This is a genomic window from Vreelandella alkaliphila (genome assembly GCF_016107625.1).
Lineage (GTDB): Bacteria > Pseudomonadota > Gammaproteobacteria > Pseudomonadales > Halomonadaceae > Vreelandella > Vreelandella alkaliphila.
Genome location: NZ_JABASV010000014.1, coordinates 65746 through 78686, shown reverse-complemented (window position 1 = coordinate 78686; position 12941 = coordinate 65746). Strand labels below are relative to the sequence as shown.

Annotated in this window: 10 protein-coding genes; 2 read left to right on the top strand and 8 right to left on the bottom strand. The window is 49.6% G+C overall.

Annotated elements, in window-relative coordinates:
- Positions 1-208: 208 nt before the first annotated feature.
- From JFC11_RS16955 to uraH, 8 genes are all read right to left on the bottom strand, one after another.
- Positions 209-940, bottom strand: a complete 732-nt coding sequence (locus tag JFC11_RS16955) for a GntR family transcriptional regulator (protein ID WP_009724992.1) — start codon at positions 938-940, stop codon at positions 209-211.
- Between the two features lie 123 nt (positions 941-1063).
- Positions 1064-2386, bottom strand: coding sequence for a glycerate kinase type-2 family protein (locus JFC11_RS16950; protein ID WP_198350127.1), 1323 nt, complete (start codon positions 2384-2386; stop codon positions 1064-1066).
- Between the two features lie 159 nt (positions 2387-2545).
- On the bottom strand, positions 2546-3430 hold the full coding sequence (locus tag JFC11_RS16945; protein ID WP_198350126.1) for a 2-hydroxy-3-oxopropionate reductase: 885 nt from the start codon (positions 3428-3430) through the stop codon (positions 2546-2548).
- Between the two features lie 109 nt (positions 3431-3539).
- Complete coding sequence (gene hyi / locus JFC11_RS16940) at positions 3540-4316, bottom strand: hydroxypyruvate isomerase (protein ID WP_198350125.1); 777 nt, start codon at positions 4314-4316, stop codon at positions 3540-3542.
- 68 nt (positions 4317-4384) lie between these two features.
- Positions 4385-6172 (bottom strand): glyoxylate carboligase, encoded by a 1788-nt coding sequence (gene gcl / locus JFC11_RS16935; RefSeq protein ID WP_038483187.1) that lies wholly within the window; start codon positions 6170-6172, stop codon positions 4385-4387.
- Positions 6173-6523: 351 nt separating this feature from the next.
- Positions 6524-7321, bottom strand: coding sequence for an IclR family transcriptional regulator (locus JFC11_RS16930; RefSeq protein WP_009724987.1), 798 nt, complete (start codon positions 7319-7321; stop codon positions 6524-6526).
- A 200-nt stretch (positions 7322-7521) separates the two neighbouring features.
- Positions 7522-8721, bottom strand: coding sequence for a urate hydroxylase PuuD (locus JFC11_RS16925; protein ID WP_038483181.1), 1200 nt, complete (start codon positions 8719-8721; stop codon positions 7522-7524).
- A gap of 92 nt (positions 8722-8813) precedes the next feature.
- Complete coding sequence (uraH, locus tag JFC11_RS16920) at positions 8814-9173, bottom strand: hydroxyisourate hydrolase (protein WP_038483178.1); 360 nt, start codon at positions 9171-9173, stop codon at positions 8814-8816.
- Positions 9174-9690: 517 nt separating this feature from the next.
- On the opposite strand from uraH, the gene JFC11_RS16915 reads away from it, so the two are divergent.
- On the top strand, positions 9691-11145 hold the full coding sequence (locus JFC11_RS16915) for a uracil-xanthine permease family protein (protein ID WP_120387171.1): 1455 nt from the start codon (positions 9691-9693) through the stop codon (positions 11143-11145).
- Between the two features lie 122 nt (positions 11146-11267).
- On the top strand, positions 11268-12905 hold the full coding sequence (locus JFC11_RS16910) for a methyl-accepting chemotaxis protein (protein ID WP_198350124.1): 1638 nt from the start codon (positions 11268-11270) through the stop codon (positions 12903-12905).
- Positions 12906-12941: the final 36 nt, after the last annotated feature.

Below are 12941 nucleotides of genomic sequence, written 5' to 3'. Positions count from 1 at the left end.
CCGGGCGATTAACGGTGCGGATGCCGCCCGCTTTACGGCCTTCCTGGCCGATGTGCTGACGGATATTCGCCGATTACTGCTGTAATCGTCTCACAGTAAGCCACAAGCGGCGCCCAATAGGGCGCCGCTTTTTTGAGACATCAGTTTGGAGCATTGAAATCTATTGTTCGCGAAAACCCAGGGTTACCGAAAACCTAGGGCTAGCAAATCACGCCCTAACAGATTTACCGCCTAGAATAGTCATCAAATCGTCGTTTTCTGGCTCTTGAGACGACAGCACCAGCAAAGACTCTAAGCTATTAAGGTGCGTGTATATCGCCTGCTTAGCCGCCTGCGCATCACCACTCGCCAAGTGCCCAAGCAAGTTGGCATGATCGCCTTCCAAGTAGCAAGAAGACAAGCCCGGACGCTTATAGAGAGCGATGACAATTGACGTTCTCAAGACGAGATCGGTCAACATCGCACCCAAGATACGATTAGGGGCATGCTGGGCAAGGAGGTGATGAATATTGAGGGAGTGTTCGATACGTGACGGTTCGTCACTGTTTTCAAACGCCTGCTTTTCAAGGGCGACCTGCTTCTCTAACGCCTTGTAAGTCGCCACATCCAGCTTACCCGCCAACAGTGAGACAATCTCACCTTCCACTAACCTACGCGCGGAAAACGTCTCTCGCGTTTCGTCAATCGAAGGCGCTCTGACGCGGGCAACCTGGTTCGGCCGTTGGTCGATAACATGTTCAGCATCAAGCCGTGTTAACGCTTTACGCACCACTGAACGGCTGACGCCAAATACATCGCCGATGGTGACTTCAGGCAGTTTTGTATTTGGTGCCAGTCGCTGCATCAGTACCGCAGACCGGATGTGTTCAACAATATCTTGATCGCTAACGCGACCTTCTTTCGTTTTGGTAAAACCTTTCTTGTGCCAGCCGAGGGTCATGGCCTAACTCTCTAATGAACCTCGACGAAACTTATCATGTTTACCCCTCGGACAACCACTCAGAACCACGCAAAACAATGCCTTAACGGGTAATCGAGTCGATATGAGGGCACAACCACAGCCTTACGACGGGCTGGGTAGAATAAGAATCGCTCGAAAATCGTTAACATTGGTTCGGGTTGGCCCCGTTACCACGAGGTTATCTAACGCATCAAAGAAACTGTACGCATCGTTACGGGCAAGGTAATCCTGTGCAGAAAGCGATAATGCCTTAGCTCGCTGCCAGCATTCAGGCCCAATTAACGCGCCTGCATTATCTTCAGAGCCATCAATGCCATCGGTATCAACAGCAATTGCATAAATGCCATCACATCCTTTTAGCGTATCAAAAAGCCCCAGCAGGTACTCAACGTTGCGCCCTCCTCGACCATTACCACGCACGGTAACGCTGGTTTCACCACCTGACAGTACCAGCAGCGGACGAGTAATTTCAGACTGCAACTTGCACGCCATACGCCCTTGGGCAATGCCTAAATCTCTTGCTTCACCCTCAAGATCATCACCTAGCACTCTTACCTCTAGACCACTCTCTTCGGCGCTGAGTTGGGCGGCCTTCAGTGCGTCCCGCGCACGGGCCAGGATAGTCGATTTGTCCCGTGAAAATCCTTGGCTCCAGGTCTGAGGAGCACGATGGTCGGCCATTAAATGACGCTTCACATGCTCAGGCACCTCAATCTCATGGCGGTTTAAAATTGCCAAGGCATCTAACGACGTTGTGTTATCCGGCAGCGTCGGGCCTGAGGCAATTAATGAAGGCACATCACCAGGAACATCCGAAATAAGTAGCGTCACCACTTGCGCGGGGTGCGCAGCGGTGGCCAACCGCCCGCCTTTAATTGCAGACAAATGGCGCCTTACGGTGTTTATTTCACGGATCGGTGCACCGCATCGAAGCAGCGCCTTATTCAGAGCCTGTTTGTCTTCTAGCGAAATGCCGTCCGCCGGCAGAGTCATTAACGCGGAGCCGCCGCCGGAGATGAGTGCGATCACTTGATCGTCTTCACCCAGGTTTCTCACTTCATCAAGCATGCGCTTAGCGGCTTGCTCACCCAGCGCATCAGGCATTGGATGAGAGGCTTCAAGTACATCGATATAGCGACAGGCTGCCCCATGCTGATAACGGGTCACTACTACGCCTGTTAAGTCGACCTCTTCGCCTGACTCACGAGCGCGTTTTTCCCACGCCAACTCTAATGCGCGCGCCATGGCGGCGGCGGCCTTACCCGCGCCCACGACGACAGTTCGGCCTGGCGGTTTTTCAGGCAACTGGGCAGTTAATAAGCTATCGGGATGTACCGCAGCAATAGCCGTTTCGGCCAGTTGATTCAGCCACTGGCGGGTCGCCTCTTCACTGGTAAAAGGCGCCAAGCGAACAAGGGAATTCATCAAAAGACTCCTCGGGCAGGGATCAGGAAAAGGGCTCAAAAAGGAGCTTAGAAAAGAACGTAAACAAAGAGCTAGGAAAGCTTAGTAAAAGAACTTAAAACTCAGTAAAAAGAGCTTAATGGCAGGCCAACAGACGCTGGCCTGCCTGACAAAGGCACGCTATTGGCCAACCTCATGGTCTGCCAGCTTTTCTAAAGCGCGCACAATACCTGCGTGATCCCAATCTTCGCCCCCGTTGGCAACACACGCTTGGAACAGCTGCTGTGCATTGGCGGTGCCTGGCAATGACAGGTTTAACGTCCTAGCACCCTCTAACGCCAAGTTGAGATCTTTCTGGTGCAGACGAACGCGGAACCCAGGCTCAAAGGTGCGCTTGATCATGCGCTCGCCATGAACATCGAGGATTTTCGATTGAGCTAAACCGCCCATCAGTGATTCACGTACTTTAGCGACATCAGCGCCTGCTTTAGAGGCAAACAGCAACCCTTCTGCCACTGCTTCAATCGTTAGCGCAACCACAATCTGGTTAGCCACTTTGCACGTCTGACCTGCACCATGGCCGCCGATGTGGGTAATCGTCTTCCCAACAACGTCCAGGTAAGGCTTGGCTCGCTCAAACCCTTCCGTTGTTGCGCCCACCATGATGGTAAGCGCGGCGTTAATTGCACCACCTTCACCACCAGAAACCGGCGCATCGACAAACTCTCCGCCCGCATCGGTAATCCGCTTGGCAAATTCCTGGGTCTGCATTGGAGCAATAGAGCTCATATCAATCACCAGGGTGCCGGGCTTCAGGCCTTCAATCACGCCTTCCTCACCAAATAACACGCTTTCGACATCGGGCGTATCGGGCACCATGGTGATAATGACGTCAGACGCTTCAGCCACCGCTTTGGGAGAAGCGACTTCACTCATGCCTTTCTCGGCAAGCGCAGCATCCAAGGTACCGCGTTTAACAGTCATCAAAGAGTGACCAGCGTCGAGCAGGTGGCCCGCCATAGGACGACCCATAATGCCTAAACCAATAAAACCAATCTTACTCATAATTGTTCTCCATTCGCGTCTTCTAGAAACCAAGCTATTGTTTCTAAATGATTTAGATTTCCTGAGCTAACGACTATTTACTCACTTGCCTGTTTTAAGTCATACAGGGTTAACGCGCCTTATCTAACCAACCTAAACCTTCTACCGTCGTGGTCTTGGGCTTGAACTCGCAGCCGATCCAGCCGTCATAGCCAAGCTGCTGCAGGTGGCTAAATAAGAAGGGATAATTGATCTCACCCGTTCCTGGCTCATGGCGTCCCGGGTTGTCCGCCAACTGCACGTGAGCGATACGTGCAAAATGCTTTTCAATAGTGGGCGCAAGATCACCCTCCATGATTTGCATGTGGTAGATGTCATACTGCAGCTTTAAGTTATCGCTGCCGACTTCGTCAAAAAGTGCCAACGCCTGCTCGGTGCGATTAAGGAAAAAGCCTGGGATGTCACGAGTGTTGATAGGTTCTGCAAGCAGCAAAATGCCGGCTGCTTTGAGTTTTTCGGCAGCGTAGCGAAGGTTTTCGACCAGGGTACGGTGAGCTTCAGCATCACTAACGCCCTCAGGCTGAATACCCGCAAGGCAGTTCACCTGCTTGCACTCAAGCGCAGTGGCATAGTCGATCGCTTTATCCACACCGGCACGAAACTCATCTACCCGGTCGGGATGGCAAGCAATGCCTCGCTCGCCTGCTCCCCAATCTCCCGCAGGTAAGTTGTGCAGCACTTGGGTTAGGCCATTCGCATCCAAGCGCTGCTTGATGTCAGCTGCCGCATAGTCATAGGGAAAAAGGTACTCAACCCCTTTAAAGCCCGCCTTTGCGGCGGCCTCAAAGCGATCAAGAAAATCGACTTCAGTGAACAGCATACTGAGATTCGCGGCAAACTTAGCCATAGTGTTCTCCTAACGTTTTAGCGTCTTAATAACGACTTCAGCGACTTGCCTGAAAGCACCTCGGTGCCTTACGTCAGGCTGGCAATAGAACTCGGTGCATCGGTAAGGTTTTCAGCTAACGCTTCGAACTCATTAACCCCATCAAGGTCAGTGCCCATCGAGATATTGGTAACGCGCTCGAGAATGATTTCCACCACGACCGGCACACGGTATTGGCGCATTAGCTCACGCGCTTTCTCTAACGCAGGTGCAATCTCATCGGGTGTAGTGACACGCAGCGCTTTACAGCCAAGGCCTTCAGCAACCGACACGTGATCTACGCCGTACTCAGCGAGCGCCGCTTCTTCGTCGGTGTAGTTAATGTTCTTGAACGAGAGCTGGACACAGTAGTCCATGTCGAAGCCACGCTGGGCCTGACGAATCAAACCGAGGTAGGAGTTATTCACCAGCACGTGGATATACGGCAAGTTAAACTGTGCCCCAACCGCTAGTTCTTCCACCATGAACTGGAAGTCGTAATCGCCAGACAGCGCAACCACTTCGGCATCAGGGTCGGCACGGCAAACACCCAGTGCTGCAGGCACTGTCCAGCCTAGTGGCCCAGCTTGGCCACAGTTAATCCAGTGACGAGGCTTGTACACATGCAGGAACTGAGCGCCGGCAATCTGCGACAAACCGATCGTGCTGATATAGCGTGCATTTTTACCAAAAACCTTGTTCATCTCTTCGTAAACACGCTGCGGTTTCACCGGCACGTTATCGAAGTGCGTTTTGCGCAGTAGCGTGCGCTTACGCTCCTGACACTCTTGTGCCCAGGCACTACGGTTTTTAAGCTGTCCGCTGGCCTTCATTTCACGAGCGACGTCGATAAACAGGTCTAGGGCAAGCTTAGCGTCAGAAACGATGCCGTAGTCAGGCCCAAAAATACGGCCTATTTGCGTAGGCTCGATATCAACGTGAACAAACTTTCTATCTTTTGTATACGTTTCAACATTGCCAGTGTGTCGGTTAGCCCACCGATTACCAATCCCCATGACAAAGTCAGAGGCCAACATGGTCGCATTGCCGTATCGGTGCGACGTTTGCAGCCCTACCATGCCTGCCATTAACGGGTGGTCATCCGGGATCGTTCCCCACCCCATCAGCGTCGGGATCACCGGCACCCCGGTTAGCTCAGCAAATTCAACTAATTGCTCGGCAGCATCGGCATTGATGATGCCACCACCAGCCACGATCAGCGGCTTATCGGCTTCGTTGAGCATCGTCAATGCTTTTTCAATTTGGGCACGAGATGCTGAGGGTTTATAAGCCGGAAGTGACTCGTAGGTGTCCGGATCAAACTCGATTTCGCTCATCTGTACATCGATGGGAAGATCGATCAGTACCGGTCCAGGACGGCTAGAACGCATAAGCTGGAAGGCTTTCTGGAATGCGCGCGGTACCTGGGCAGGTTCCATCACCGTAACGGACCATTTGGTTACCGGGCCAGCAATCGTCTGAATATCGACGGCCTGGAAGTCTTCTTTATGCATCTTGGCGCGGGGAGCTTGGCCAGTGATACATAGAATCGGAATTGAATCAGCACTGGCAGAATACAGGCCCGTAATCATATCCGTGCCCGCGGGACCAGAAGTACCGATACACACACCAATGTTGCCAGCGGTTGTGCGGGTATACCCTTCCGCCATGTGTGAGGCGCCTTCCACGTGGCGTGCTAACACGTGATCTACGCCGCCCACTTTACGCATCGCAGCGTAGAAAGGATTGATAGCAGCACCTGGCACACCAAAGGCAACATCAACACCTTCTTTTTTCAGGACGTGAATGGCGGCTTCTGCAGCTGTCATTTTAGCCATCACAACTTCTCCTCGAAGAGTGAATACATTTAGTATTCATTTTTGTATTTAATTTTGTATACGAAACAATATTCAAAGTATGCGCCATCCGAAGCACTGTCAATATTTAATGGAAAATATTTCCACTAAATTCAGCAGACGCAATAAAAATCATTTTAAATCAAATATTTAATATGGATTATATTGAGTATAAACACGTACAAGGGAGCGCAAGTGTTACTAACGAAACGCTCTGGGTATTGGTAAAAACAGGCATGCCAATCGGACCGGTGCTTTTGCATCCAGTCCATACAGGGGGAAAATGGTGTAGATTTAATCCCGCACGCAGCGTGCTATTGCCGTCTGCAATACCTAGCCATCGCGTTTCGCAAGGGCTTGATCGTGCCCTAGCATATCGGAGATTGTTCTCGCGGCCTCTTGCACCAGCGCTTGCAGCTTGGTTCGCTCATCCTCGGCAAATTCATGCACAGGCACCATGATACTAACAACGCCCTCCACTACCCCATCATGGTTGTAGAGCGGGTAGGCAATCGATGAAATACCAAAGTGATAGTAAGAATCGGCAATGACATAACCACGCTGACGGTCTTCCTGAACTAAGTCCCATAGAACATCACGCCGGATGGGGGCACCGAGTTCTTTATTAAGTAGTTGGTCGTCAGGATAAAGCGATTCAAATTCCTCTTTTGAGAGATCAGTCAGAAGCAGTCGCCCTAGTGACGTGCAGTGCAGTGGAATTCGTGTTCCTACACTAACGCGACGAATTGTGGCGTTAGTGGCACCCACACGGGCCACATAAACGGCATCCCTTCCGTCGCGAACGGCAATATGACTTGAGCAGCCGGTCTGCTCGCATAGCGACTCAATAACAGGATGGCCTACCTGCACAACATCCAATGAGGCCACATATTCAAAGCCCAGTTTTAGCACGTTCACACCCAGCGAATACAATCCAGTGACCGGGTGATGGCGTAGAAACCCCATATGCTCCAAGGTCTGGACTGCGCGATACGACGTCGACTGGGGATAACCAACGCGTTTGACGATCTCAGCAAAACTCATTTCGCGATGATGACGATTGAGCTCCATTAAAATCGTCAGCCCGCGTTCAAGCGCGGGAATTAAATGCTTTTTTTCCTTATCACTCATGGCGGGTTAACTCACTTCGTTATTTGTATTATCGAGATAACGTAAAACCCCCAACGCCTGCGCAAATCTACCACTTGCCGATTGCCATTAATGATTTAAAGCAACATTGAGCATGCGTTAAGGAACTCAGCTAATACAGCAGCTATCACCACTAGAGCGCTAGAAGGTGTTAGCTGCTGACGTCACAACGAGCGAGCTAGTTACTCAGACCACTCTCCAATCAACCCGCGCTCTTCATCTGTCATATTGGTCATGTTGCCAAGGGGCATGTATCCACTGGCCACGACTTGCTGAATGCTCTCTTTGTGATGCAAAATTTGCTCAAGGTTATCGTAGGCAAAGCCCGCAGGAGGAGCAGAAAAACCGGGCTGTGTTGGCGATTGGGCATGGCACGCAACGCAGCGCTGCTCAATAACCGCCTGCACATCAGCAATATCTGTCCCACTCTCTGCACCAGCATTAGCTTGTTGGTTAGCTGGCATCCCTATCCAAAACGCCACCATAATCAAGAGGACACCTGCCGCAGGATAACCAGGCCGTATTTTCCCAGCATGCATCAACACGAAGTACTGACGAATTAATGCACCCGCAAAAATCAGCAATGCCATGATGACCCATGCATAGGCGTGAGAGTATGCAAAGGAGTAGTGATTACTGATCATTAATAAGACAACGGGTAACGTAAAGTACGTATTGTGTACCGAGCGTTGCTTACCACGTTTGCCGTCTAACGGATTTGGCGTTTCGCCAGCTTTCATCGCCTTAACAATGCGGCGCTGCCCTGGAATGATCCAGAAGAACACGTTGGCAGACATCGCCGTTGCCATAACAGCCCCGGTCAATAGAAATGCGGCACGACCTGAGAACATTTGAGTGCTCAGGTACGCCACCACCACCATCATGATCGCAACACCAATACTTAATAGGCCATCGCGCTCCATGTTGGGGCTGATGCGCTTACACATTTCGTTGTAAACCACCCAACCCAATAACAAAAAGGTCAGCGCCAAAACGTTGGCCTGCCAGCCGGTCATATTGGCAGCCCACTCCCAACTACTATTGGGATTAACCAAATAAAAGCCAGGATTAAACATGTACAAAATAATGAATAAAGCGAAGCCAGATAACCAAGTGGTATAAGCCTTCCAGAAGGACCAGTGGAGGTCATCAGGCAGCTTTTCCGGGCTAGTGGCATATTTCTGATTGTGATAGAAGCCGCCACCGTGCACGGCCCACATCTCACCAAACACGCCTTTTTTGCGGCAGTTTTCATCTTTGGGGGATTTTAAGCCATTATCTAGCATGACAAAGTAGATAGACTCACCAATCCAGGCAATCGCGGCAATAACGTGTAGCCAGCGAAGCATAAAATTAGAAAAATCAATTAAGTAGGACAGCATGTCGGCTTCCTCGCCTCATTTGTTTGTTGTTAGTCGGCAGCATTAGGTTTTTTATCAGGGCTATTTTTATCGGGACTATTGATTAAGTCTCTTTAGCTGCCGCGATACGTAGAGTAGGCATAGGGCGATAGCAGCAATGGCACGTGATAGTGCTGTGTGGCGTCATTGACCCCGAAGCGAAGCGGTATCACGTTTAAGAAGGCAGGCCCGTTATCCGCAACTCGGCCAGCCTGACTGGCGAAGTAATCGCCTGCATGAAACGCCAACTCGTACTCCCCTTCTTGTAGCTCGTCGCCATCTAATATGGGATGGTCACAGCGGCCATCATCATTGGTGGTTACCGTTTTGAGGAAGCTGCGTTCGCCGTTAACGACACGATACAGATCAATTTTGACTCCCTCGCCTGGGCAGCCTTGCGCAGTATCCAGAACATGAGTTGTCACGTAACCCATTGTTTTCTCCAATATTTTATTAATGTAATTAGAGCTATTACCCTGTTTTTTCCCAATGCCTTACTTACAATAAGTAGCTCAACAGTGGGTAAGACGCGGCATAGCCCAAAACCCAATGACTACATTTCTATATAAAAAATCGACACATTTCAAAGAATTTTTGTATACATTTTTATTAGGAAGCGTTGTTCACCCTTTCCAGCGCCAAAATTTTGACGCTACCTTAGCTACTCAGATTTTCTTTCCTAGGCGACGACCAGGCATCTATACACAAGCCCCTCCCTGGCAGAGATATTTAAAAATAAATTAAAAATCAAAAGCTTGAGCAAAAAATATGGTAGACGTAGCTGAGAAACCAGCATGCTATTTTTCGTATCAAGAAGCGCTATTAGCCAAATAGATGAGCATAAACAGGGCGAAATTATTTATTTTCAGCAGATTTTTTGTGTACAGTATTAACTTCAAAAATGAACAATAATTTCAAATCATTGAATACAACAACAATGGAGAGTCCCTCATGAGTGACGCAATTGCCTCGTCGGAAGAGCGAGCGCGAATAGATGGAAAGAGCACCTCCCTCTTTGATTTTTATGGAAAACCCAAATTCTTAAAGGTGCTGCCGCTTTCTCTTCAGCACCTACTGGCCATGATCGCTGGCGTGATAACACCGCCTATTATCGTTGCCGGAGTCGTTGGCGCGAGCGTTGAAGAAAAGCTCCTGCTTATCCAGATAGCGGTACTGGCATCAGGTGTCTGTACCGTGTTCCATCTATACGGTGTGTGGAAATTCGGTGCGCGCTTACCTGCTATCTTTGGTGTCGGCTTTGCCTACGTACCGACGCTTGTGGCAGTTGGCGCTCAGTACGGGATTGAAGGAATACTCGGCGCCCAGTTGATTGGCGGTATGACCATGGTCGTGGTGGGCTACTTCATCCAATATATACGCCACCTGTTCCCCCCTGTCGTGGCAGGAACAGTGGTATTGGTAATCGGTCTGTCGCTATATGACATCGCTATTCGCTATATGGCGGGCAGTGGAAACGTTAATGCTGCCAATTTTGGTGACCCCATTAATTGGATCGTCGCTGTCGTTACGTTGCTCACTGTCTTAATTGCAGCTCAATTTGGTAAAGGGGTGATTAAGCTCTCTGCCATTATTGTGGGCATTGTGGTGGGCTATTTACTTTCCCTATCGCTAGGCTTGGTTAATTTCGACAACGTAGCCAATGCATCCTGGGTAGCCGTTCCTAAACTAATGCCGTTTGAGATGGAGTTTCACACTGCGGCCATTGCTTCGATGGTCGTCATTTGTGTTATCAACTCCGTACAAACTATTGGGGATTTATCTGCCACAACCGTTGGCGGTATGAACCGTGAGCTAAAAACAAAAGAGCTTACCGGCGGCCTACTCGGCAATGGTTTAACCACTACCGTCAGCTCTTTCTTCGGCGCCCTGCCCACCTCTACGTTCAGCCAGAATGTTGGCATCGTAGCCATGACCAAGGTAATTAGCCGATACGTACTGGCGCTGGCAGGTATTTTTATGATTCTGGCGGGTCTCAGTCCGAAATTCGGCGCAATGATTACGACGATTCCTTACCCCGTTCTAGGTGGTGCAACAATTACCGTGTTTGGCATGATTACCATGACCGGCATCCAGTTGCTGGTTAAAGATGAGATGTCTGCGCGCAATATGACCATCGTCGGCCTTTCCCTAGCACTAAGCTTAGGCATCGCTGCAGAGCCATCAGCTATTGAGCAGTTTCCTGCGGTATTAAGAGACTTGATTGGCGGAGCGCCTATCGTTGTGGCCGCTATTACGGCTTTCACTCTGAACATCGTCCTACCCAAAAAATCTCTTTCAGATGAGGCTAAAGAAAGGGAAAAGATTGCTAACGAAGATAAAGACACTAAGGACGAAACCAATAACCAAGGTAATAACCTTAGCCAACGTAGCGTTCATGCCGAATAATGATGTGTTAATTAGCAACCAGACCATCATTTAAAACATGTACGACGCTTTAGAACTGCCGCTAGCCCGGCAGTTCTATTGCGTTATTGCAGAATACAATAATGATATTAATGGAGTGGCACATGCACCGCTTAAACAATCTAACAATGAGAATGAGCTGGTCACTCGTTTTATTCTCTTTTCTGACATTACTGCTACTACTGAGTGGCACCGGACTCTACGCGGTCAATCATAGTCAGGAAAGCATCGAGCAATTTACCAACGTCAATGTCAATCAACAATCGACACTGAACAGAACCAATTCATCGATACAAAATGTACGTTTACAAATGGGCCGCCTGTACCAAGAGCTGCTAGAGGCGCAACCTTCTCTTACTGCCGTTGAAAGACGCCAACGAGCTGATGAAATGCGTAATCTGCTTGAAAGCGCAGACAACGTGTTCGCTGAATTTCTTTCTTTATCATTCAACCCTTCTCATGAGCACTTCATTCGTGAAATAGAGAGTAGCTTCAATAGCATGATGAGTCACCAGCTACTCCCTCAACTTGACTCGCTTTACCAAGGGGACACGACTGGCTACCAACGCCTGCGCAATGGTACCCATGATGCCTATGACACTTTTTATCAAGATGCCGTTAATTTTTTTCATACGGTAGAAGACGAAGGTAATAAGCGTTTGGATAACTTCTCTTCAGTGGTCAACTTAGCTAATTCAACTATTATCAGTGTATTCATCATCGCGTTAATCATCACTGCCATTGTCTACTGGGGCGTAAGCGTCAACTTAATTCGCCCAATGCAACGCATCAACGAGCACTTTCAATATATTGCTAAAGGTGACCTTTCTAGAGAAATTGAAGTGCATGGCCGAAATGAAATCGGCATTCTCTTCAACTCACTACGTAACATGCAAAAAGATTTGTTGGAAACGGTGGCAACCGTGCGCCATAGCAGTGAAGAGGTTTTTGCAGGCGCACGGGGAATTGCGTTAGGCAACCAAGATCTCGCCTCGCGAACCGAGCGTCAGTCCGCGTCATTAACACAAACTGCCTCCAGTATTGAAGAAATGACGGCCACCATGGAACGCAACAGTGACAACGCAGCGCAAGCTAGCCGCGTTGCTCAAGAAGCTGCGCATAATGCACAGCAAGGTGGTGATGTCGTGACTCATGTGGTTAGTAAAATGCATGAGATACGTCGTAGCTCGCAACAGATTACCGACATTGTTGGCTTAATTGACTCAATCGCTTTTCAGACCAATATTTTAGCGCTCAATGCATCAGTTGAAGCAGCCCGAGCAGGTGAACATGGTCGAGGATTTGCCGTGGTAGCCAGTGAAGTTCGCCTGCTGGCAACCCGCAGCGCTGATGCCGCAGCGGATATACGTCAATTGATTGCAACGTCAGTAAGCCAAATAGAAGCAGGCACTCAGCAAGCGGATTTAGCCAGTGAGTCAATGGTCGCCATTATGGAATCCGTTAAGCGTGTTACCACTTTGATGGATGAGATCGCCGTCGCTAGCGAGGAGCAACGTGTTGGCATCAACGAAGTAAATAGTGCTGTTGGCGAAATGGAGCAGACGACTCAACAGAATGCCGCCATGGTGGAGCAAGCCAGCACCTCCGCCACTCAGTTAGAACATGAGGCTGAACGGTTAACCGAGGTTGTGCTTAGGTTTAAACTCAACGCCAGCAGTGAAAACACCCAATCACATACTCAGTTGACTTCGCTACCTCACCAAGCCGTACCTTGCACATAGAGCCAAACGCCATATACTGTATATATACACATATAT